This window comes from Pseudodesulfovibrio sp. zrk46 (genome assembly GCF_012516435.1).
In the GTDB taxonomy this organism is placed as follows: domain Bacteria; phylum Desulfobacterota; class Desulfovibrionia; order Desulfovibrionales; family Desulfovibrionaceae; genus Pseudodesulfovibrio.
In genome coordinates, this window is sequence record NZ_CP051216.1 from 2,505,564 (window position 1) to 2,528,067 (window position 22,504).

The window sequence follows — 22,504 nt, forward strand, 5'->3', positions numbered from 1 at the left end:
GAATTGAATAACAAGCATGGAAGCATGGTTGGCGAATGAGTATTGTCCGTAGCATACCGGGTCGAATCCGTTTTGAAGCCGAATCCGAGCAGGCTGTGTTCTATCTTCAGGAGCAGCTGAGTGAGAGGTTAGGGGAAGAGTTTGGTGACGCCGAGTTCCGATACAGCAAGCGTTCCGGACGAGGGTTGGCCTTGTTCGCGGCGGATGCCCATTTGACGGAGCGCGTCGCCGACACCATGAATTCCATTTTTGGAACGCCGGATCTTCCGTCCTTGCCGAGGTGCAAGACGGCTGATCCTGGTGATGAGGCTGCCTGCACCTTGCCCGCACTGAGTGGTGGGCTGCAGCAACCGGGTGCGATGGAAAATCCATTCTGGATCGTCGCCAAAAAAGTAGCCAATTTTTATATGACGCGGCTGCTCATGCCCATGTCACTTCGACCATATTGGACAGCGTTCAACGTAGCTCCACTCATATTTGAAGGCGTCAGGGCTTTGTTCCAGCGTAAGCTGAACGTGGCCGTTCTGGATGCGGCAGCCATCGGCGCTGCACTGGCCATGCGTGATTTCAATACTGCCGGTACCATTCATCTCCTGCTCGACATCAGTGAGACGCTAGAAGATTGGACCCGCGAGAAATCCCGTAATGACCTTGAAGCGTTGTTTGCCGGTGATGGTAAACCCGTTTGGGTCATGAAGGGCGGTGCCGAGGTCCAGGTGCCACAGGATCAGCTTCAGGAGGGCGATCTCGTGATCGTTCGCTCCGGAGCCCGTATCCCGGTTGATGGCGTCGTCGCCGACGGCACCGCCATGGTCAATCAGTCTTCCATGACGGGAGAGCCGCTCTCGGTGAAACGCGGGCCCGGCAAGGAAGTCTATGCCGGAACCGTTGTGGAGGAGGGCAAGATCATCATCCTCTCCGAGGGCGTGGGCGACGAGACGCGATTTGCCAAGATCGCGCATGTCATCGCCGACTCCGAATCCATGAAGGCGGAGATACATGGACAGGCCGTTAAGATGGCTGACAAGATCGTGCCGTTCTCTTTCATTCTTTCAGGTGTCATTTTCGCCATCACCAGAAACTGGATGCAGGCCGCGGCCGTGCTCATGGCCGACTATTCGTGCGCCATCAAGATTTCCACCCCATTGGCCGTCCGCTCGGCCATGCTGGAGGCAGCCCACTGCGGCGCGTTGGTCAAGGGTGGCAAGCACATCGAGCAACTGTCCAAAGTGAATGCCATTGTCCTCGACAAGACCGGCACATTGACCCGGGCCACGCCGGAAGTGGTCGATGTCTGCCCGGTGAATGGCTATACGCGAGAATTCGTTCTTCGCAATGCCGCGTGTATGGAAGAGCACTTTCCTCATCCCGTTGCCGATGCTGTTGTTCGCAAGGCCGATGAGGAAGGACTCATTCACCATGAGCGTCACGCCGAAGTGGAGTACATCCTCGCTCATGGCATATCGACGACACTCGATGGCAAGCGGATGATCCTTGGCAGTCGGCACTTCGTGAACGAAGACGAAGGTATCGACCTCCGTGAAGCCGACAAACAGATCGCGCGTTGTGTTGAAAACGGTTTGTCTACTTTGTACATGGCGGTGGGCAACGAGCTTGCTGGTGTTATCGCTTTGGAAGACCCGCTTCGCGATTCCGCATATCGATTCATCCGTCGTCTGGAAAACATTGGTATGGAGCGAATCATCATGCTGACTGGTGATGGAGAAGCGACTGCGCGTTCCGTTGCCGAGCAGCTTGATATCGAAGAGTTCTACGCTCAGGTGCTTCCCGAGGATAAGACCGAACTGGTCGAGTCATTGCGGGATGAAGGCTACACCGTGGCCATGGTGGGCGATGGTATCAATGATTCGGCCGCCCTCAGTCGGTCTCATGTCGGTGTTTCTATGAAACACGGTGCGGATATCGCTCAGGAGGCGTGCGACGTCATGCTTACCAGTGAGCGCCTCGACAGCCTCATGGATGCCATGTCCCTGTCCAAGATGGTCATGCGTCGTATTAAGCGTAACTACCAGTTCATTGTGGTGAGCAACACATTGTTTATCGGGCTTGGTGTGTTTGGTTTAATCAGCCCCGCAATGCTCGCTTTTCTGCATAACTCAGGCACGGTTCTGACTTGTGCGCAAAGCATGCGGCCCATGTTGCCGGAGCAATAGATGCTCGTGAACAGTTTAATAAAAAAAGCGCCTCCACTGCGGGGCGCTTTTTTTGTGAAAATAGACTTTAAAAGTCTGAAATACAAGATTCTTTGGATGTGCTGTGTTTTTGCAATGTCCGGGTTTTCGTTCTCAGCGTTTTGCAGCGCTTGTTGATACGGTGTATGTTCTGATCATTCATTAAAAGAGTATCCATAGGTGAGGTCTTCTCATGAAAAAACTACTTCCCAAAAATCCCCTCGCAGCCGCCGGAGTAGGTGCGCTCGTCGGTGCCGGTATCGCCGGGTATCAAATGTGGACTCAATACAAGCAGGGTGATGTCTCCAAGCAGGAGGCTATCGCTGGCGTCGTAAAGCAGGGACTCTTGTTCGGCGGTGTTGCAGCAGCCAGTACATTTGCCGGCGGTCAAGGCGGTGGTGGCGTTGGTTTGGCGGCCATGTCCATCGTCGGGCTCAGTGGTCAGGGCGGTGGTGGTGGCGGAATGCTGCCTGGTATGATCGTTGACGCTCTCGGTTCCGGAGGTGGTGGCGGAGGCCAAGGCCGTGGGCGCAGGGGCAATGGTGGAGGCGGTCAATCTAATGGCTTGGTCTACCTCATTTCCGAATCCATCGCCGAGGCAATAACAGCTGATTCCCCCGAACAGGACTTGGAAAAGTAATCTGCCACAATTAGATCCCAAGGCATCTTTGGGATCCTGTTTACAGGACGCCTCAAAGTGAGATTGTCGATGTCCAGATATGAAGTCCCTTCACGGCAGGACCGTGAAGGGACTTTTGATTACTTCATGAGAGTGCGCTTGTTTTGGTATAAGTGCAGGGCGAGCAGGTGGACGAACGCGACGCCAGCCACTACGTGCCATTTTTCAGAAAAGTATACGACACCCAGTGCGGCGGCGATGGATGTAAGGAGGCCTCGTTTTACGTACGTCCGTGCCTTCTTGCCGGTCATGGCCTTCTGCATGTTGCTGACGTTCGTCTTGACCTTGTTCATGTCAACGCCCAATGCCTCGGCTATCTTTTTGAGGATACTCTCGGTCGATACCTTGGTTTTGTCGAACAGGATGAGAATGCTGCCGATTCGCTTGTTGACCTGAACCTGGACAACACCCTTCAATTCCAAAAGGGAATCCCGTACGGCGTATCCGAATTCGGCAACCTTCAGAGCCTCATTCCTGAACCTGATCCGTCCCTGTATTACTGCTTCAGTGGTCATGTATGACTCTCCTTGGTTTGTGACGAAATAGTTACCACTAGTTTTGCATTAAATTGTGAATAACTGTCAAACTCCGGGAACAATTATCAATGGGACAGAGGCTTCCGCTTTTTATTTCAGTGTCATACTCAGGAGGCAAGGTAGGCTCTGTATACTTCCTAATTAGTTTTTTTCGTCCATCTGATTATCATGGCATTGCTACAAATCACTGGGTGCGCTACGTTTGTAGTAAGAATTCCGATTTATTAGTTGAAGTCGAGTCAATATGACGATGGCGGAAGGGATGAAGAAACAGAGTCTTTTAAAAAATCTTCCCTTGAGACAGAAGCTGTTCCTTGGGACTTCATTAGGCACCATGCTGGTAGTCGCCGCAACCAGTTTGGTTTTGTTTGGGGTTCTGCATTCTTCTGTCGATCGCGATATCAAGAATCATCTATCTAACAGCACGCATTCCATCCTGAATCTTGTCCGTACCTCGGTGGAGACGGCAATTCGCAATCATCTTAGGGCAATAGCTGAAAAGAATCTGGAGATAGTCGCTCGTTTCTACTCGTTGTCTGAGAAGGGCATACTGAGTGAAGAGGAGGCAAAATCTCAAGCAGCCGAAGTCCTCTTGAGCCAGACGATCGGGCAGACCGGATACATCTTTTGTGTCAGCAGCAAAGGCATAATGGAGGTTCACCCCAAGCCCGGGATGCAGGGGGCAGACGTCAGCAAGTTCCCTTTGAACAAAAGGCAGCGCAATCAGAAAATCGGTTATATTGAGTATGAATGGGCCAACCCCGGAGACCCCAAGCCGCAGGCCAAGGCTTTGTACATGACCTATTTCGCGCCTTGGGACTGGATTATCTCAGTCTCCTCCTATCGGCGAGAGTTCAGTGAATTGGTTCAGCTGGAAGATTTTCGAGACAGTGTCCTTGAACACAAATTCGGAGATACCGGCTATTCCTTTGTCATGGATCAAACGGGCAAGCTCATCATCCATCCCACACTCGAGGGGATAAACACCGCGACCTCTTCTGATCCCCAAGGTAATGCTTTCCCCAGGGATCTTCTTGAGACTGGTCGCGGCACCGTGGTTTATGACTGGATCAACCCGGGGGATACCGAATACAGAAAGAAAATTGCGGTTTTTGATTCCATTCCCGAGTTGGGATGGATCGTTGCTTCCACCGGATATTTGGATGAGGTCGAAAGCCCACTTCATCTATTGGCGTATGTCATTGTCGGGACAACTCTCGCTATGATCATAGCGCTTTTTGTGATGTCGTGGTGGATATCAAAGGTTGTTACTCAGCCGTTGCCCATATTGATGAAGGCATTCAGTGACGGTTCACGTGGGAACCTGTCTCTACGCATGGATGAAAAGCTGGGCGGCGAGTTTGGCAAGTTGGCGACCTACTACAACCGTTTCATGGATAGCCTGGAAGAGTCTCGCGCCAGCTTGGCCGAATCAGAGGAGAAGTATCGCGAAATATTTGAGCAAGCGGTTGAAGGCATGTTTCAAGTGAACCCCGACGGGACTTTTGCCAATCTCAATCCTGCCATGGCACAGATATTCGGCTATTCTTCTCCTCAGCAAATGGTGGCGGAAGTCGCAGACATTGCACACCAAGTCTATGTCCATTCAGAAGATAGAAAGGCGATCTACGACGAACTCTTCGAGAAGGGTAAGGTGGTTGGAAAGTCGATTCAAATGCTGCGTCGGGATCGCTCGATTTTTTGGGGCGAACTGTCTGTCAGGGCAGTGGTGGATCGTAGCGGAGAGATCGTTCTTGTAGAGGGCATCGTCAAGGATGTTACCGCTCAACACGATCTCATGGAAAGCCTCTCTCTGGCTCAGAAAAACGCTGAGACCGCCAGCCAACTCAAGTCGGATTTTCTGGTCATGGTTTCACATGAAATGCGGACGCCCCTCACGTCGATTTTGGGCTTTACCCAAATGATCAAGAAGAAGTTAACGGGGAAGGGGTTCCGGAATTCGGCAGGGTCACAGGCCAGCGTGGTCAAAACGCTTGAGCGCGTAATGGGCAACTTGGATATTGTGGAGATTGAGAGTCAGCGCTTGGCAAAGCATGTTGATGACATGATGGAATTTGCCAGTCTGAAGGCTGGCGAAGTGCTGTTGTGCATCAAGCCTACCCGCCCCATCGATTTAGCTGCGCCGGTGGTGGAGGCCGTATCTGCTACAGCTGAGTCCAAAGGGTATTCCGTGGAGTTCGATGTTGAGGAAGATCTGCCCAGTGTCGTGGCGGATCATGATCGCATCGTGCAAGTACTGACCCATCTCCTCAACAATGCCGTGAAGTTCACTTCAGCTGGTGGCGTTGCTCTGTCGGCTGTCGAAGGTGACGGAGAAATTGTTTTTGCCGTCAGGGACTCCGGTCCCGGTATCCCACCGGAATCCGTTGATCGAGTGTTTGATCATTTTACACAGCTTGGTGATGTGGATACGGACAAGCCACAAGGTGCAGGTCTGGGGCTCGCGGTTTGTCGAAGTATCATCGCTCTTCACAATGGTCGCATCTGGTGTGAATCCGAAGTTGGCCAGGGCAGTGTGTTCTATTTCAGCCTTCCTTTGGCTCCTTCTTCTTGATGTGCTATGTTTGAGTGTTCATGAGGGCATAGGTTCGATGCGCAAAGAAAAGGCCTGCATAACAGGCCTTTTGTGCTTTTGGCGGAAATGTGCAGATGTGTATGCCCCTGCGAATTGTGGAAAAAGTTAATGCAGTATGATCAGGGAAGATTCGCTATCTTGGGCACTGTTGCTTCTGGCTGGAACCCTATAGTCGCTCATGATTTATGTGCGCTACGAAGCGCTGGGCGATCATCGTGAGGGCTAGGCCAGACATGCAATCGGCATTAAGCCCACCAAATTGAACGTGCTGGCGGATTTCCGAAGGTGGTGAAGTCGTCTCCGGACTCATTGAGCACATCGTCCAACTCAACGATGGTGAAATCGTATCCTTCTTCATTCGCCGTAGATACAAATTCTTCTTTGGTGCGGATGGCGTTATACTTCAGCTTAACATCCTTGTTCTCGCCGCCTGCGATCAACAGACGTTCCACTTCTTTTTTAGACATGGTCATACTCCTTTTTGGCAAAGTAAATGATGGTTTTTTAACAATTATGTACAGAAAACGGTGACATTGGCATCATTAGTAAGGGTCTTGCCAGTTCTGTGCCGAGAGTTGTGAAGCAGAGGCTACAGATGTTGAAGTGACTCTCTTCCACCTCGCGACATTACTTGTGGAAGGGGATGTGTTGGTTGGAGCTTGGTGCTACCAACGCGATGGGATCGATGAATTGTCATTGATTTTGTTTGACCACAATAAGGTACGAGAGCCTCACGCTGCGAGCATCGCTTCTCCAAACGACATGGGGATTTTCATGAAATTCATATTCATACCTAATAAAGTATGAATCTTGACTACACAGGTCGAATCCTCCAGAGAATGAAACTAAACACATTTGGAGGTTCTCATGGAGAAGATATTGATTATTGGCTGTCGTAATACCATGGATGACGTGTGTATCGGCTGTTCTCGCTGTTTAGTCGCTTTCAACCGGAGAGAGGGTGCCTTTGAACGCTACAAGGACATGGACGCTGAGGTCCTGGGTATTCTCAATTGTGGCGGGTGTCCTGGCGCGAGCATCGTTCCGAGACTGGCCCAGGTGAAACTGTGGAACATGCCCTTGGACGAGCAACCCACCAAAGTCCATATCGGCCCTTGTTTGGCGGATCACTGCCATTATTACGATGATCTCGTTACCAAGATCAAAGTCAAGTCTGGCATCGAAGTCATTGAGGGTAGCCATCCCTATATGCCTGAGAAAATCTGGGGATAAGAATCAAGGAATAAAGGTGAAAGCGGACATCCTAACGAAGGTTGGGGTGTCCGCTCTTTTTTTGGGGTTTGTGGTTCTTTATACACTGATAGTAGTGCGTTGTGACAGGTGCTTTACGATATGATGGTTGAGCGTATAAAGAAGGTGGGCTGCGCTTGCGCCCCGAAGAGTGGAATTGCGGCGAGAAAGGTATCCTTATGGATTTGCTGGTTCCATTTGGCGGTCTGGAGAGGGTTGTGGAAGAATTGAATGCAAAAGTTTTTAAAAGCGCTAAGCCTTTTACCGTTGCTGATTTGATGAGGGAGAGGCTAGGTGGGGATGATGTCTAATAAAAATAGATTGGAAATTAGTAAGGTCTCCCCGGTTTCCAGGGAGGAAAGAGTGAAAAGGAAATGGCCAATTAGACAGTTGATTGTTGCTTTTATCCTGTCGGTGCTTTTGGGGGGGGGGAGCTTTGATCCATTATGGATCACATCTTATTCTGCCTAACTCGTATTCGCCTTGGTATCATATGCCGCTCCCAAGCTCTATCGCCCACGAGCTTGTGGTTACTGTTGAGAGCAAAGGGAAGACATATACTGAACGAAGAATTGTTCGGGAACATGACTATGTAGGATTCTCAACCTATGGGCCTTTGCCAAATACTTTGTCCATCACCACTGTCGTTGTCCCTCTTGAAGGCTGCAGTGCTCTCATTGTTGACTTTGATCGGTATCTACGCGGAACGGATATCAAGATAACCGGTTCTCGGTGTTACTATGTTGATGATCTCGATTCACCAAATGTTGTAAAGGAATTCATCTATTATTTTGACAAAGGAATTGCTGCCAATACGAGTGATTTCGTCACAAATATGAGTATTTCATTTGATCGATACTACGGCAATGAAGATTTTAGCGATTCTTCAGAGGTGAAGTATGATTTAACCAACTTTGATGTTGTAGCTCCTGATGGCGCCTATAATTCATATCATCACGCTCTTTCAAGACTTGGTATCGACCAACCAGTTAAATACAGGCTGTTCAGGGCGCTTCTTGGTACGGCGATTATGCGTAATGAAAATGGAAGTTTTTCAATGGTGAAAAAAGGGCAGCTTCCTAAATACAATGATGAGAAAGGCAGAACCCCTGATTTGTTTTGGGGAAATTATTACGATGAAGGATATGTCCCTAAAGGGACGGACATGGTCTTGAAAGGATACGATATATCATATTTTGACTACACAGATAGTTTGCAGTTTTACAATCTGTGCTCATTGAAAAGCCCTTCTGAAAATGTCAAGCCGGTTTCATTTATTATGAAAGACCATCAATGGGTTTCAACTAGCACGACAAGTTGTCTTGAATCATATTTTCAAGCAACTGATTTAAATAAAAATCCAATTGCTACGGTCAATCCTGATGAAGCTTATTTCTCGTATTTTCTTAGCCCTGAGTTTGATGAGGGTGAGATTCCTGTAAGGATTGGAGATATCGTGTATCGATTTGGTGATGTCAAGAATGAATTTGTGTACTCAGCAGTCAGTGATGTAATTTTTTATATATATGGCTTTGAGTATTTAACGCTTCCCGTATTTTCTGATCCCAAATAATAGGTTTTAAAACTTGTGGGCAATAAGGATTATCACATTAACAGCTATGCACGTAAATCTGGATTTGTCTATGCTAGTCGGGGGGCAGAAGTCGATCGTGGGGAGAACTCATTAGGGTTTGTAATTATCTGCACGCGTATTAGGCATGACTCCTATACGTATTCGCCTATAGAGTTAAATGCTCAACACGTTGGAGTGATTCGACGCTGGCATCAGCTTTTTGCCCCTAGAAGGCAGGTCGTGGTGTTGGGAGTAGTGTTGGGACACTCTTGAGAAACAAGAAAAGCCGACCATTTCTGAACGGCTATTTATTCAATAGTGGCGGAAGCGTACAGGAGTCGAACCTGCCTACGACATCACTGCCGTACATTGGTTTTGAAGACCAAGCGCCACACCGGTGACGAAACGCTTCCGTGGATTTGATCGAAAGCACACCATCTGCTGCGTTGCTGCTCAAAATTCAGACCCTTGCGTATTGGAATACGCGGCGGTCCTGTATTTTGCTTGCGTCTTGCCGTTGGCGCACTTTCGATCAAACCCAGCCCTTCATACGGGTAGGAGATAGGCTGTGCGCTGTGACAGGTGCCTTACGAAGTGCAGAAATAGCAAGTTTTTGTGGGGGGTACAAGTAGTAACGTTTTGGGTGTGGTTTTGCCCTGAAGTAGGGAAGGCTGTACTTTTTTTGTGTGCTGTCGTAAATTTCATGCATCGTGCCATATTGTGGCAGTGACTTACCCTTTTGAACTGGAATTGAATTACTTGGGAGATCGCAATGAAATCCGGAAAGATTCAGTATGTTTTAGCTGTTGCTACGTTGGCTGTTGGCCTGGTCGGAAGTGCTGTGGCCGCGGATATTGGTTCCACTGTGAAGCAGGCGTGCACCGCTTGTCATTCCTCCAAGCGTATTTGCCTTAATCTGGGCGTCAAGGATGCCGGAGCGTGGAAGTCCACAGTTCAGCGAATGGTAAACAACGGCGCACGTCTGTCCGGTGGGCAGGTTGATGAAGCTGCCAATTATCTGAACAGTCTGGCTCCGGGTACTGGGCCTCTCTGCAAGTAGTCTTCACGCCTGGGATATGTGCAGCGGTGGAGGCTGCGGGGACGTTTTTGCGAAACGCATTCCGTTGCTGTCTATGTGCGTTCACCTAGCCAGCGGGATGTGTTGCTTACGCAAGCCCTCCCTCTTACCGCATGCAGATGTGCGGACGACGTGATCCTGTTTCAAAGATTGTATCGTTCTGAATAATTCTACAGATATTTGTGCAATGGCGTTACCCCTGATTTCCTGCCGTCATATGTAGGTGGCGCGAGGAGACTCTATTGTTGATGCGGGTCATGATGCTTTGTCTGGCGACGTTGGTGTTCGCCTTTTCTGCCTCGGCGCAGACAACGGATTACAACATCGTTATCGGAGCGAGTCCGGTCACGAGTCCGCCGCTGCAGGTTATCGACATGTCAAGGGCCAAGGATGGACCGTATGGTCCTGCTCCGGGCAAGAGCATTCAGGTGTTTTTGTTGGACGGCCTTTTCGGCAGACAAGGGCCGGGAGATAGTCGAACGCTCGATGTGGGGATTCGACGTGGGTTGCCGCATATTCTCATGTTTGAGGATGGGCGCTGGCAGCCTCTCAGGCCGGTTGGACGTAACTACGGTTATGAGATCGACTTTGCACAACGTATGGCGAAAGCGCTTCCCGGTGAGACTGTTGGTCTCATTGTTGGGAATGGCAACCGTGACGAGGTGCTAGAAACAGCCTCTGTTGCGATGGAGGCCATGCCTTGTGATGTGATTGCCTATGTCCGATTGGCAGATTCCGTCCTTCCCAAACCATTGGTGAGTGCACAGAAGAAAGCCCAATTAAGTGCGCCGGATCTCATCATTTATGACATGTCGAGATACTATGATTTTAACAATTCCAACCGGGGCCGACCGGAAGAGATACACGAGCAATCGTCGCTGATCTTTCAAGAGGTCCTCAAGCGGATGAAAACGAACCATAAGGAATAATACAATGGGACTGACTTATGTATCGGCGACCGTCGCCGCCAAGGATGGCATGGAACAGGAGCTGGAAATAGTATTGTCCAGCGTCGTGGCTGAAGTGCGCAAGGAAGCGGGGTGTATCCGCTACGATCTGCATAAATCTGACTACGGTAACGTCTTCCTCTTCTATGAGATTTGGGAGAGCCCGGCCCATTTGGCAGCGCACGGCAAGACGCCGCACATGGACGCCATGCGCGAAGCCAGTGCCGATCTGGTGGCTGGCCCGGCCGAAGTTAATACGTGGGAAGCTGTGGATGTAGCCGAGTAGCTCCGCAAGAATGACAAATGAAAAGGCCGCCCTTTGAGGGCGGCCTTTTTTGTTGGTTTAGAATTTTTCGAAGTCGTCATCCCCCATGTCGAGAGCAACGCCATTTCCTTGGGATGCACTACTCTTTGGGGCAGCGGCAATAGGCTTGGGAGCCTGCTTTTGTACCCTCACCCGTGATTGGGTGGACATGTAGCCTCCCTCGCCAATGTTGAAGTAGGACACGGTATCCTTGAGCAGTTCTGCCTGGCTGGAGAGTTCTTCAGAAGTGGAGGAGAGCTCTTCTGAAGAAGAGGCGATCTGTTGAATGACCTGGTCCAGTTGGCGAATGGCCTCATTCACTCCCTGCGCGCCGGCATGCTGTTCATTGCTGGCGGCGGTAATGGCCTGAATCAGCTCTGCGGTCTGCTGGATGTCCGGGACCATCTTGCCGAGCATTTCTCCGGCCTCTTCAGCCACTTGAACACTGGAAGAGGAAAGCTCACTGATTTCGGCTGCGGCAACACCGGAGCGTTCGGCCAGCTTGCGGACTTCTGCAGCAACGACCGCGAACCCCTTGCCGTGTTCGCCAGCTCGTGCAGCCTCAATGGCAGCGTTGAGAGCGAGCAGATTGGTCTGGCGGGCGATGTCCTCAATGATGGTGATCTTCTCTGCGATTTCCTTCATTGACGTGACGGTCTGGGCAACGGCCTTGCCGCCCTTGTCTGCATCGGCTGCCGAGCGCAGGGCGATTTCTTCTGTCTGCTTGGAGTTCTCAGCATTCTGACTGATGTTGGAGAGCATCTGTTCCATGGATGCGCCCACTTCTTCAACATTGGAGGACTGTTCTGTCGCACCTTGGGCGAGGGAACCAGCCGTGGCGGCAAGTTGCGATGAGCCCGATGCCACTTCATCAACAGCAGTGCGCACCTCGCTGACAACTGTTCTGAGCTTGGTGCCCATGTCGCCGAGATCTCGGGCGAGTTGCCCCACTTCGTCCTTGCCGGATGCTGCAATGGTGGCAGTAAGGTCACCTTCCGAGATGCTGCGGGTGAAGTCCCCACTGCGGATAATGGGGTCAGTCATGGTGTTGGCGAGCTTCCAACCGATCAAACCGAATATGAGTGCAATGACAGCACCGATGATCACGGTGTTCATGATGGCGGCGTTTGAAGCCTCCTTGATCTCCGAGTGCTCAATAAGAGCGATATACTTCCAGCCGGTGGAAGAGGAGTTGAGCACGCTGGCGTACATGTCAGTGCCGTCTACATCCAAGTCTTCCACCAGTCCGCCGGAAACGGAGCCGATGGTCTGGAAAGCCTCAGGCAACTCGTTCATCTTTTTGAAGACGTAATCCTTATGGAGTGGGTCGGCGAGGACAGAACCGTCATCTTGTACGATCATGATGTAGCCGGTCTTGCCGATGCGGATATTGGCTGCGATTTCGGTGAGCTTCCCCAGAGAAATGTCGACTGCGGCAACACCTACGAATTTGCCGTTGTTGTCGCGGACCTTGGTCACCATGCCGATATTCGGGACGCCCTCAGTGGTGATGTAGGCACTCAGCAGCGTCGTTTCGGTGGAGGAGTTCATGCCCTGTTGGTACCAAGGGCGCTTGCGTGGATCATAACCGGCGCTCATGGGCTCGTCAGGGGTCTGTGTATAGCCGCCGTCTTCAAGACCAGCGTATACATAGGCGTATTCCGGGTGGCTTTCGAGCAGGTGCTTGAACGTGAAGTATGCTGTGTGCTCCTTTTCGCTCATGCCTTCGCGTTCAAAGTTGTATTTACCCTCAGGAAGATTCTGGTACTGACGCCATTGTCCCAGTCCCTCTTTGAGGCTCGGTAGCAGGGCCATGTACTTGGTGATGTCGGCAGGTCCTTTGAGGAGTTGGTTGACGTAGCTGTCAACGCGTTGCAGTTGCTCCTGTGAAGACATTTCGAACTGATCTGTGACTGTATCGCTGATCTGCATGGATACAATTGATGAGATGACCGCCACCGAGATGATGACGGGAATTATGATGGCCAAAATGAATTTGGACCGGATTTTCATACGCTCCCCCCTTGAGTATGATTTTTTAGGACTCTAGGGAAACCATGCCACTGGCTACATCTGAACGCCATTATATAGATGGAATTGTCACCCAAGTGATGCATTGGCTGACTGGTGTGATGAAGAATAGGGGAGAGACGAAAAAAGGCAGCTGATTTAATCAGCTGCCTTTATTCATTACATGGCGTCCCCAAGGGGATTTGAACCCCTGTTAACGGCGTGAAAGGCCGTCGTCCTGGACCAGACTAGACGATGGGGACGCATGATGCGACTGGCGGTTCGGCAAGGCGTCTGGAGCCTTTTGTTGCCGGGTTGCCCCGTCTGGAGAGGCGTATTTCCCACAAAACCGGGAGGGGCGCAAGTCTTTTCTTACGGTTTTTTCATTTTTTATGACTTTTCTTGTCAGGATTGGTGAATCGAGGGTGAAAAGGGACTGTAGTTCGTATGCGAGTTGTCGTAATTCTCGCAGAATATGAGCAGGTTGCTTTGGCCCCTGACAATATGGATCGGGTAAGAAAGCTGGCGGGTAAAAAGAGAAAAAAATCACTTGTTACCATTGGGCTCCCGACCGTTGACATTACATATAATACCGCTCTAGAAGGCCCATTACGCATTATGCGTACTAGGCTGTCGACACGTCTGTTTCAGGGATGAGGTGCCTGATTCCAGGGTGTTTTGGTTTTTTTGGAGTTAATTTTTTTAAGGAGAGTAATCGTAATGGAAACCAAACTTGCCAACCCCGCCCCGCTCGGTCTGATGGGCTTTGGCATGACCACCATCCTGTTGAACATCCACAACGCTGGCTTTTTCCCCATCAGTTCCATGATTCTTGCCATGGGCATTTTCTATGGCGGTATCGCACAGGTTATTGCCGGCATCATGGAATTCAAGAAGGGTAACACCTTCGGCACCACTGCCTTCACTTCCTACGGTCTATTCTGGCTGACTCTGGTCGCCCTGATCGTCATGCCGAAGCTTGGCATGGCCGAGGCTACTCCTGCAGCATACATGGGTTGCTATCTCGTGATGTGGGGAATCTTTACCCTGTTCATGTTCATGGGAACACTTAAAGGCAACAAGGTGCTTCAGTTCGTCTTCTTGTCTCTGACCATTTTGTTCTTCCTGCTCGCTATCAAAGATTTCACCCATAATGAGATGATTGGTACCTTGGCAGGCTGGGAAGGGATTCTTTGCGGCGCGTCCGCCATCTATCTCGCCATGGCCGAAGTCTTGAATGAGCAGTATGGTCGCACCGTCCTGCCCATCGGCGAATAAAGTCGACGCCACATAGCACTGGCAATTCAAAGGCCGCACAGCATGTCTGTGCGGCCTTTTTCGTGTCTGTATGATTGTCTGACTGTTGAGTCGCGGTTGCGGCTTGAGAGGGTGGTCGGGGGTAATATCAGGACTATGCACAAACGAAAAGAGGCAGTCGATTTCTCGACTGCCTCTCTGGCTTTTCTATGGCGTCCCCAAGGGGATTTGAACCCCTGTTAACGGCGTGAAAGGCCGTCGTCCTGGACCAGACTAGACGATGGGGACGCAGGATAAATTTGGCTGGGCTGCAAGGACTCGAACCTTGATTAACGGAGCCAGAACCCGTCGTCCTGCCAATTGAACGACAGCCCAGCAGCGAGAGGAAGATTTATGCGGTAGCCCGCCGAAAGTCAACCCCTTTTTGCTCAGATTTGAAAGAGATTTTTGAAACTTCTGAAGAGAGCACAAACGAAAAGAGGCAGTCGATTTCTCGACTGCCTCTCTGGCTTTTCTGTGGCGTCCCCAAGGGGATTTGAACCCCTGTTAACGGCGTGAAAGGCCGTCGTCCTGGACCAGACTAGACGATGGGGACGCAGGATAAATTTGGCTGGGCTGCAAGGACTCGAACCTTGATTAACGGAGCCAGAACCCGTCGTCCTGCCAATTGAACGACAGCCCAGCAGCGAGAGGAAGATTTATGCGGTAGCCCGCCGAAAGTCAACCTCTTTTTGTGCTTTTTAAAACTTTTTTAGGCGGTTTTAGCCAGCTTGCGGGTGCGCTTCTTCAACTTGTTGATTTTGCGGCGGATACGGTCGCGGACAACACGCTCTTCAACCTTTTCCTTGTCAGCGCGAAGAGCACGAATCTGCTTCTTCAGCTCAGCAATCTGCTGCTTGTACGGGGAAACGGTTACTTCGTCTTCGATGCCGAAGAGTTCCTTGATAGCTGCAACGATCTCGTCCTTGTCCTTACCGGAAGCGCCGGTGATCATGGGCAGCTTGGCGATGCAGAGCTCACGGAGCTCCTTGGTGGTCATCTTCTCAAGGGGTTTGGTAAGCTCGAGCTCCTCAAAGGAAATCTCTTTTACTTCTTCACTCATGGTGTACTCCTTAAAATGTGCCGGAACGGATTGATCTATTCGTTTTCGAACATCCGCATGTACGCTCGATAGCACCTGCCGAGAGGTGTGTCGGTGTCCAGCAGTTGAGTTAGTTTGCCCAAATCTTTGGGCTTTTTAAGTTTCCTCGGAGGCTCCACAGCCTCCGGTCGGATTACTCCGTCCAAAGGAACTCTGCCGTTTAGCAGCTCGAATGTGACTTTGTCAAAGACTTCTTCACCTAAATATCCGTTGACCGTATCCAGTATCATGGGGGCCAGGAACTGCGCCTCCTGCATGACCATGGGGTCTTCTGCTGCCAGAATAAGTTTTCGACCTCGATGCCCAAGTGGTCTGGCAATAGGAGCCATTTCGCCCATGAGCTCATCCCACGCATTCCACAGTTGCACCAAAGTAAGGCCACCTGTGGTGTCGAGCTTGTTCAGAAAGGTGGGGAGGGAACGCTGCACGCTGACCATGCGATTGGTGCGTCCCTTCTTGTTGCTGTAGTGGCGAAAATATCGGGCCATTGTCCTACTTCTTGGGGGTCAGGGTGATGGTGACAATATCGGGGCGGAGTTCGTAGGCTTCGCCGGAGCGTTCCTGCTCATCCACTTCCTTGGCGACTTCCTGCCCAATCTCCTTGGGGTCACCGCCTGTGAGGACGCCAGAGATGATGCCGTCGCGGATAGCTTCATCCGGCATGAACTGGCGTGTGATTTCCAAATCTTCCTGCTTGTAGCCATCCTTGACGATAGTCAGCAGGTGGTCGCTCTGTTTATCAAGGGAAACAGCACAAGGCGTGGTGCAGACTTTCGTGCCATCTGCATAAACCGTGGCCCCGAGGGGATTGGTGGAGACCGGAATTTTCTGCTTGGGCACTCCGCAGCCGGTCAGGAGCAGTATACATATAGTAATGGCCGATAGTGTGGCGATTTGTTTGCTCATGATAACCTTCCTTGTGATTCCTTGAAGGAACACCCCCGGACGACAATGCCGTCCGGGGGTGCGATTGTCTTATTGCATGGGCGTACGCCCGGTCAAGTTACATGCAGTTGCGTGCGCGATAGTTGACGATAAGGGCCGGGCAACCGGGAGACAGGGCCACCTGGATAACCGTGGAGCCCACGAAGGGCTTGGCCAGTTCCTGGCTGGTGGAGTACTGGGCCATGATGACCAGATCCGCTTCCTGCCAGCGGGCATGCTTAAGGATCTCGACAAAGGGAACGCCTTCCCAACATTCGAAGGAATGGCTGATGCCGTCCATGGCGCGAGTGTACTTGCTCTTCATCTTCTCCTTGGCACTGTCCACGAAGATGTCCATGTCCTGCATGTAGTACTTGGGGTTCGGGCATTGCTGGCCGATGTCCAGTACGTGGAAGATATCCAGATGCGCATCATACTGACGCGCCACCTGCGCGGCAAAGCAGAGTGCGGAATCGGACGGGGTAGAGAAGTCGGTCGCCATGACGATGCGCTTGATGTCGTTTACCGGAGGCATCTCATTAGTCACAACCATGACCGGGCAGAACACATTGGAGCAGACCTTGCGGATGGTGGTGTCCACCGATCCCCACATGCGGTCCGGGCGATCCATGGTTGAGGTGTGGTGCCCCATGACGATGAGGTCTATACCCTGAGTATGGATGAGCTTCAGCATCTGCTCATGGGCCGGGCCAGTGCGGACCTGGATGGAGTAATTGGGCAGCGTCTTGAGATCGTCTGCGAAGAATTCCTCTATCTTTTCAGCGGTCTTTTGAACAAGCGCCTCTTCTGACATCTGGTCGTGCGGACACCATGCGTCCTTTGTGATGGGCAGGGAGTGAAAGAGAATGAGCTCGGCGTCGTGCCTACGCGCGAGATCAAAGGCCGCCTTGGGAGCGGTCTGGGAATCGATCTGCGGGGTAGCAGCCAGAAGAATCTTCTTGAACATGTCGCCTCCTTGTCATGGCCGGCTTGTTAATCAGTTAAGCCCCTCACCGGCTAGGGGTGTTCATTCAATGCTACTATCTCAATTCCATAAGGATAGGGCAAGCATAATTGAAAAAATACGATTGCAGAATATGACATGATATTTTCGGAAAAAACAACAGATTCCGGTGAAAAATAATGAAAATAACTGACTGATTGCAGTCCATCAGCTCTTTGAACGCTAATGAAAAAGCCCCGGAGGTATTTTCCGGGGCTTTTAATGAGTCGAATTAGTATGGTTGGGGCTCTACTCAGTCGCTTCCCCATCACTCTTCTTGTTCGCGTCTTCCAGCAGGTGGAGGATACCCAGTCCTGCTTCGGCAGGATTGACATGAACACCAACGCCAACATGGGTGGAAGAATGGGACTCGGAGTAGGTGCCGGTCTTCTGGTCAAAGCTGGAAGAGTCATGATGCGAGGTCTCGAAGTTCTTCTCAGTGCCAACGGTCGGAGCGGCTGCGGCCCCGGCTTCCAGCAGGCCCTCAAGAGCCTTCTCGGGATTCTCTTCAGCGGAGCGCTGCATGGTGGCGGGCTGGGTGGTGTGGACCACGGCCTTCCGGTCTTCCGGGGCAAGCTGGTCGCTGGAAATCACGATGGGCTGTTGATCTGCCGGAGCCTGTGCTTCCTGCTGCTTCAGCTTCTGCTGGTCGGCGGCATCAAGCTGGTCGCTGGAGATGACGATGGGAGCATCGCCTTGCTGAGCAGTTTGAATCGGTTTGGGCGCAACGGCCACTGGTCGTGCAGTCTGGCCGGCGGGGACCATATCCACAACCACGGAGGCAGGAGTGAGCACGTATGCGCTGCCGTCGCTTTCGGCGGCCTGTGTGCTGAGCAGGGCGTTGGAAAACGCACCTTCATCGGTGGCGCCCATGTCTTTCACGGAGACCGCGGACTGCACTGCGTCGCGGGCAACTGCGCCGGTATCGTATTGGCGGGAAATCTGAACGTCGGCCTGTCGGTAGCCGTCCTTCTTGAAGGTCAGAATGTGTGGCTGCGTCTTTTCAAGTTCTACGTTGCAGGGCGAGATGCAGGTCTCGGTGCCATCTGCGTAGACTACGGCGCCAGTGGGATTGGTGGACACGGGGATGGTCTGCGTGGCTGCCTTGCATGCCGCCAAAGAAGAAGCAAGGAGCAAAGCTGCGGCGCAGGACAGAATTTCTTTTTTCATTAATCAAGCCTCCGAAGGTATTTGCATCTCTATATACTAAGTGGCGGTCGTAAAACAACCGTCAAGGCGTTACCGTTTTAGGCTTGACGGGCATGGGGTCTTGAGCTAGAAATCGAACATCCCGTATATCAAGATATCCTGATATAGGTCAAAACTCATGGAAATAATCAAATATTGCAAGGCGCTTGCCGACGAAACCAGAGCCAGGCTCGTCAATGTTCTGCTCGAATATGAGTTGAATGTAGGCGAGATTGTTCAGGTTATGGAGATGGGGCAGTCCCGCATCTCCCGTCATCTCAAGATTTTGTCCGACTCCGGGCTGGTGGATGTCCGCCGCGAGGGGTTGTGGGCTTTTTATCGCGCCAGCGATGAAGGACCGGGCCGTGATTTCCTGAACGGTGTCGCCTCCCTGCTTGAGGACGAGAGTGAGCTAAAGCGCGATCGCAATCGTGCCGAAAAGGTCATTCGTGAGCGTACCGCCGCCACCCGCCAGTTCTTCGATGAGATTGCTTCTGATTGGGACCGCATGACCTCCGAGGTGCTGGGCAAGTTGAATCTCGGTAAAGAGATCGGCAAGCTGTTGCCCGCCGAATGTGACTGTGCTGCCGACATCGGCTGTGGTACCGGCGACATGCTGGAACTGCTGTCCAAGATATCCAGCTCTGTCATCGGTGTGGATAACTCGCCCAAGATGCTGGAGCTGGCTGAAGAGCGTTTTTCTGATGATGCCCGCATGTCGCTGCGTATCGGTGACCTGACTCATCTGCCGCTGCGCGACTGGGAGGCTGATTGTGCCGTTACCTCGCTGGTGCTGCACCACTTGGCCAGCCCGCTGGACGCCCTAAAGGAAGTGGGACGTGTGCTTAAAGTTGGCGGTCGCTTTATTATCGCCGAGTTTGATCTGCATCAGAACGAGTTGATGCGCAGCGAGTATGGTGACCGTCGTCTCGGTATCCCGCAGGAGAAGATGCGAGGTTGGTTGGAGCAGGCGCGCTTCGATGTGAAGTCCGTCACTGAATTTTCCGTCAATATGGGCCTTGTCGTCGTTTTGTACGAGGCCGAAAAGAAATAGATAATAACCATTTATTTGGAGGAACCTATGTCCAAGAACGTTATGCCCGTCGATCCGAAGTGCGAGAACAAGGTCGCCGACATGTCCCTGGCCGAGTGGGGCCACATGGAGATGCAGCTGTCCGAGCGCGAAATGCCGGGCCTCATGTCCATCATCGAGAAGTACGGTGAAGAGAAACCCCTCAAGGGCCTCAAGGTCATGGGTTCCCTGCACATGACCATCCAGACCGCCATGCTGATCAAGTGCCTGTACGAACTGGGCGCTGACATCCGCTGGGCTTCCTGCAACATTTTCTCCACTCAGGACCACGCTGCCGCTGCCATCGCCGACTCCGGTATGGCCAAGGTCTTCGCCTGGAAGGGTGAGACCCTGGAAGAATACTGGTGGTGCACCGAGCAGGCTCTGACCTGGCCTGACGGCTCCGGTCCGGACCTGATCGTTGATGACGGTGGCGACGCCACCCTGCTGATCCACCAGGGCGTGAAGTGCGAAGCTGACACTTCTCTGCTCGGCAAGGAACACGACGTTCTGGAATTCCAGATCATCATGGATCGCCTCGAGGCTTCCGTTGCCGCCAACCCCACCAAGTGGACCGAAATCTCCAAGAAGATTCGCGGCGTGTCCGAAGAGACCACCACTGGTGTGCACCGCCTGTACGAAATGCAGCGCGCTGGCGAACTGCTGTTCCCCGCTATCAACGTCAATGACTCCGTCACCAAGTCCAAGTTCGACAACCTGTACGGCTGCCGCGAGTCCCTGGCTGACGGCATCAAGCGCGCCACCGACGTCATGGTCGCTGGTAAGGTCGTTGTCGTTGTCGGTTACGGCGATGTTGGTAAGGGCTGCGCCCAGTCCATGCGCGGCTTCGGTGCTCGCGTGATCGTCACCGAAATCGATCCCATCTGCGCACTGCAGGCTGCCATGGAAGGTTACGAAGTCACCACCATGGATGACGCTGCTCCCCGCGGCGATATCTTCGTCACCTGCACCGGTAACTACCACGTTGTCACCGGCGCTCACATGGATGCCATGAAAGATGAGGCCATCCTCTGCAACATCGGTCACTTCGACTCCGAAATCGAGATGGCTCACCTCGAGAAAAACGACAAGTGCATCAAGAAGGAAGTCAAGCCTCAGGTCGACAAGTGGACCCTGCCTTCCGGCAAGTCCCTCATCGTTCTGGCAGAAGGCCGTCTGGTCAACCTCGGTTGCGCCACCGGTCACCCCTCCTTCGTTATGTCCAACTCCTTCACCAACCAGGCTCTGGCTCAGATCGATCTCGCCAAGAACGACTACGATCCCAAGGTTATGATCCTGCCCAAGAAGCTGGACGAAGAAGTTGCCCGTCTCCACCTCGCACGCCTCGGCGTCAACCTGGAGAAGCTCACCAAAGAGCAGGCAGACTACATCGGCGTGGACGTTGAAGGTCCCTTCAAGCCCGATCACTACCGCTACTAGCGGCAGCCCGTAAGGCACCATCTGCTGCGTTAAGTGAATTGTAAGCGAGTCTTCGAGCTTTACAAGATCTTACGCCTCAGTGCGCTGCGGAAAATTCAAACTCTCGCGTGGGAAAGACCCCGCGTCGATCTCGAATTTCCCTTGCGCCTTGCACCCGGTACCTTCTGAGCAGCCTCTATAAATGAGAATAAAAAAAGGGAGCCAAACGGCTCCCTTTTTTGTTATTTGAACGCCATGCGAAATCATGTTTTCAGACTGCCCCTATTTGTCGGACTATTGATGGTTGCCGTCATGAGTGTGCTGCCTGCACAGGCGGAAGAGATCAAAGGCCTCAAGGCGCAGGCTTCCAGTTGGAAACACTGGGGCGCGCCCGAACGGTTGACAGACAACGACATTACAACCGCTTGGGTCGGCGGTCGTACGGGTGTGGGGCCGGGAAAGATGCTTACCTTCACGTTGCCGCAAGTGAGTACTGTCAGCAGAATTCGCATTGCCAACGGCAATCAGGGAGCGAATCTTTTCAATGATTTTCGCTGTATTACCGCAGGTGTACTGGTCTTGCAGGACGAGGCTGTCTATTCCTTCAAGCTCAAGCCTGAGGTCGGGGAACAGGATATTGTATTCCCGCAAGTCTCGGTGGGCGCATTCAGCATCATTATTACTGAAGTGTCTCCCTCGGTTGGCGTGAAACTTCCCGGTGACGGCAAGGTTGCGGTGTCTGAAGTCCGAGCCTTTGATGATGGCGGTGGTGCTGCTTCCAACGTGGCTGCTGCTAGCTTGTCGAGCATCGGGGCTGCCAAGGCTCCACCTGCACCGGTAAAGTCAGCTAATCCGAAAGACCCAAAGCAGAATCCCTACTTCTCGGCCATTAAGCCCGGAGCGACCTTTCTCCTCGCTTCGGTGCCGGCCAGCGACAATCTTGAACCGGGTAAGGTTCATGAGAAACTGTGGCCCGCTTTCGTTGATCTGGTTCATGGCTATTTCAAGGGACTGGTCCGAATGGATGATGATTTCATCCCTCTCTTCGCTACCGATATTCAGCAGCGCGAAAAACGAGTGCTCGCTGAACTCAAAGATGAGATACGGTCGAAGAGATTGTACGAAGGGCTTCGTTCTGCAGAGGTGGATACGAGTGGTCTGAGTCTGAATCGTCCCATCGTACGTGGCGCTTCAGCCATCCTTCGTGTCCATGGCATATGTCGCTACACAGTGGATGGGAAGGCGTTTGATTTTCCTGTGGATATGACCTTCTCTTTCATCGATGAGAACGGTTGGCATATCAACGGCGCCCAGTCCAAGCGGCGCTAAGAGGG

At 52.1% G+C, this 22,504-nt stretch carries 21 protein-coding genes and 6 tRNA genes; 13 read left to right on the forward strand and 14 right to left on the reverse strand.

Annotation, left to right across the window (positions count from 1 at the left end; genetic code table 11):
* Window positions 1-35 precede the first annotated feature (35 nt).
* Both HFN16_RS11340 and HFN16_RS11345 read left to right on the forward strand, forming a co-directional pair.
* The gene (locus HFN16_RS11340) at window positions 36-2,174 is read left to right on the forward strand and encodes a heavy metal translocating P-type ATPase (RefSeq protein WP_168890860.1); all 2,139 of its coding nucleotides are present in this window, start codon (window positions 36-38) and stop codon (window positions 2,172-2,174) included.
* 211 nt (window positions 2,175-2,385) lie between these two features.
* Window positions 2,386-2,832 carry a hypothetical protein gene (locus HFN16_RS11345; RefSeq protein WP_168890861.1) on the forward strand — a complete coding sequence of 149 codons (447 nt, stop codon included), beginning with the start codon at window positions 2,386-2,388 and terminating at the stop codon, window positions 2,830-2,832.
* A 119-nt stretch (window positions 2,833-2,951) separates the two neighbouring features.
* Here the strand turns inward: HFN16_RS11345 and HFN16_RS11350 are convergent, their stop codons facing one another.
* Window positions 2,952-3,386 (reverse strand): HMA2 domain-containing protein, encoded by a 435-nt coding sequence (locus HFN16_RS11350; RefSeq protein WP_168890862.1) that lies wholly within the window; start codon window positions 3,384-3,386, stop codon window positions 2,952-2,954.
* A gap of 265 nt (window positions 3,387-3,651) precedes the next feature.
* Here HFN16_RS11350 and HFN16_RS11355 point away from each other — a divergent pair, with 265 nt between their 5' ends.
* Window positions 3,652-5,982, forward strand: coding sequence for a cache domain-containing protein (locus HFN16_RS11355; protein ID WP_168890863.1), 2,331 nt, complete (start codon window positions 3,652-3,654; stop codon window positions 5,980-5,982).
* Window positions 5,983-6,248: 266 nt separating this feature from the next.
* Here HFN16_RS11355 and HFN16_RS11360 read toward each other — a convergent pair whose 3' ends face one another.
* On the reverse strand, window positions 6,249-6,470 hold the full coding sequence (locus HFN16_RS11360; protein WP_168890864.1) for a Nif11-like leader peptide family natural product precursor: 222 nt from the start codon (window positions 6,468-6,470) through the stop codon (window positions 6,249-6,251).
* Between the two features lie 400 nt (window positions 6,471-6,870).
* Here HFN16_RS11360 and HFN16_RS11365 point away from each other — a divergent pair, with 400 nt between their 5' ends.
* The 3 genes from HFN16_RS11365 to HFN16_RS11375 all read left to right on the forward strand — a co-directional run bounded on the left by HFN16_RS11365 (window position 6,871) and on the right by HFN16_RS11375 (window position 8,827).
* Complete coding sequence (locus HFN16_RS11365; RefSeq protein WP_168890865.1) at window positions 6,871-7,236, forward strand: CGGC domain-containing protein; 366 nt, start codon at window positions 6,871-6,873, stop codon at window positions 7,234-7,236.
* Between the two features lie 155 nt (window positions 7,237-7,391).
* Entirely contained in the window at window positions 7,392-7,565 is a 174-nt protein-coding gene (locus tag HFN16_RS11370; RefSeq protein ID WP_168890866.1) for a toxin-activating lysine-acyltransferase, read from the forward strand.
* Between the two features lie 125 nt (window positions 7,566-7,690).
* Entirely contained in the window at window positions 7,691-8,827 is a 1,137-nt protein-coding gene (locus HFN16_RS11375; protein WP_168890867.1) for a hypothetical protein, read from the forward strand.
* A 319-nt stretch (window positions 8,828-9,146) separates the two neighbouring features.
* Here HFN16_RS11375 and HFN16_RS11380 read toward each other — a convergent pair.
* Window positions 9,147-9,240: transfer RNA gene (locus tag HFN16_RS11380), tRNA-Sec, on the reverse strand.
* 359 nt (window positions 9,241-9,599) lie between these two features.
* Here HFN16_RS11380 and HFN16_RS11385 point away from each other — a divergent pair.
* From HFN16_RS11385 to HFN16_RS11395, 3 genes are all read left to right on the forward strand, one after another.
* The gene (locus tag HFN16_RS11385) at window positions 9,600-9,887 is read left to right on the forward strand and encodes a hypothetical protein (RefSeq protein ID WP_168890868.1); all 288 of its coding nucleotides are present in this window, start codon (window positions 9,600-9,602) and stop codon (window positions 9,885-9,887) included.
* A 260-nt stretch (window positions 9,888-10,147) separates the two neighbouring features.
* Window positions 10,148-10,834, forward strand: coding sequence for a hypothetical protein (locus HFN16_RS11390; RefSeq protein ID WP_168890869.1), 687 nt, complete (start codon window positions 10,148-10,150; stop codon window positions 10,832-10,834).
* 4 nt (window positions 10,835-10,838) lie between these two features.
* Entirely contained in the window at window positions 10,839-11,138 is a 300-nt protein-coding gene (locus HFN16_RS11395) for a putative quinol monooxygenase (RefSeq protein WP_168890870.1), read from the forward strand.
* A gap of 57 nt (window positions 11,139-11,195) precedes the next feature.
* Here the strand turns inward: HFN16_RS11395 and HFN16_RS18905 are convergent, their stop codons facing one another.
* Together HFN16_RS18905 and HFN16_RS11405 are read right to left on the reverse strand one after the other, a co-directional pair.
* The gene (locus HFN16_RS18905; protein ID WP_247648318.1) at window positions 11,196-13,169 is read right to left on the reverse strand and encodes a methyl-accepting chemotaxis protein; all 1,974 of its coding nucleotides are present in this window, start codon (window positions 13,167-13,169) and stop codon (window positions 11,196-11,198) included.
* Between the two features lie 182 nt (window positions 13,170-13,351).
* Window positions 13,352-13,429: transfer RNA gene (locus HFN16_RS11405), tRNA-Glu, on the reverse strand.
* Window positions 13,430-13,886: 457 nt separating this feature from the next.
* Here HFN16_RS11405 and satP point away from each other — a divergent pair.
* Window positions 13,887-14,444 (forward strand): acetate uptake transporter, encoded by a 558-nt coding sequence (satP, locus tag HFN16_RS11410; RefSeq protein ID WP_168890871.1) that lies wholly within the window; start codon window positions 13,887-13,889, stop codon window positions 14,442-14,444.
* Window positions 14,445-14,633: 189 nt separating this feature from the next.
* Here the strand turns inward: satP and HFN16_RS11415 are convergent.
* From HFN16_RS11415 to HFN16_RS11455, 9 genes are all read right to left on the reverse strand, one after another.
* Window positions 14,634-14,711 (reverse strand) — tRNA-Glu (locus HFN16_RS11415).
* Window positions 14,712-14,723: 12 nt separating this feature from the next.
* A tRNA-Gln gene (locus tag HFN16_RS11420) sits at window positions 14,724-14,798 on the reverse strand.
* A gap of 142 nt (window positions 14,799-14,940) precedes the next feature.
* A tRNA-Glu gene (locus HFN16_RS11425) sits at window positions 14,941-15,018 on the reverse strand.
* A 12-nt stretch (window positions 15,019-15,030) separates the two neighbouring features.
* Window positions 15,031-15,105: transfer RNA gene (locus HFN16_RS11430), tRNA-Gln, on the reverse strand.
* Between the two features lie 69 nt (window positions 15,106-15,174).
* Window positions 15,175-15,525, reverse strand: a complete 351-nt coding sequence (locus tag HFN16_RS11435) for a hypothetical protein (protein WP_168890872.1) — start codon at window positions 15,523-15,525, stop codon at window positions 15,175-15,177.
* Window positions 15,526-15,560: 35 nt separating this feature from the next.
* Window positions 15,561-16,052 (reverse strand): DUF721 domain-containing protein, encoded by a 492-nt coding sequence (locus HFN16_RS11440; protein WP_168890873.1) that lies wholly within the window; start codon window positions 16,050-16,052, stop codon window positions 15,561-15,563.
* Between the two features lie 4 nt (window positions 16,053-16,056).
* Window positions 16,057-16,470 carry a PEGA domain-containing protein gene (locus HFN16_RS11445; protein ID WP_168890874.1) on the reverse strand — a complete coding sequence of 138 codons (414 nt, stop codon included), beginning with the start codon at window positions 16,468-16,470 and terminating at the stop codon, window positions 16,057-16,059.
* A 97-nt stretch (window positions 16,471-16,567) separates the two neighbouring features.
* Complete coding sequence (locus HFN16_RS11450) at window positions 16,568-17,455, reverse strand: universal stress protein (protein WP_168890875.1); 888 nt, start codon at window positions 17,453-17,455, stop codon at window positions 16,568-16,570.
* A gap of 285 nt (window positions 17,456-17,740) precedes the next feature.
* Window positions 17,741-18,661, reverse strand: coding sequence for a PEGA domain-containing protein (locus HFN16_RS11455; RefSeq protein WP_168890876.1), 921 nt, complete (start codon window positions 18,659-18,661; stop codon window positions 17,741-17,743).
* A 157-nt stretch (window positions 18,662-18,818) separates the two neighbouring features.
* Here HFN16_RS11455 and HFN16_RS11460 point away from each other — a divergent pair, with 157 nt between their 5' ends.
* The 3 genes from HFN16_RS11460 to HFN16_RS11470 all read left to right on the forward strand — a co-directional run bounded on the left by HFN16_RS11460 (window position 18,819) and on the right by HFN16_RS11470 (window position 22,499).
* Complete coding sequence (locus HFN16_RS11460) at window positions 18,819-19,733, forward strand: metalloregulator ArsR/SmtB family transcription factor (RefSeq protein WP_168890877.1); 915 nt, start codon at window positions 18,819-18,821, stop codon at window positions 19,731-19,733.
* 27 nt (window positions 19,734-19,760) lie between these two features.
* Window positions 19,761-21,191, forward strand: a complete 1,431-nt coding sequence (ahcY, locus tag HFN16_RS11465; RefSeq protein ID WP_168890878.1) for an adenosylhomocysteinase — start codon at window positions 19,761-19,763, stop codon at window positions 21,189-21,191.
* A 279-nt stretch (window positions 21,192-21,470) separates the two neighbouring features.
* Window positions 21,471-22,499: a hypothetical protein gene (locus tag HFN16_RS11470; RefSeq protein ID WP_168890879.1), complete on the forward strand. Its 1,029-nt coding sequence runs from the start codon at window positions 21,471-21,473 to the stop codon at window positions 22,497-22,499.
* Window positions 22,500-22,504 lie beyond the last annotated feature (5 nt).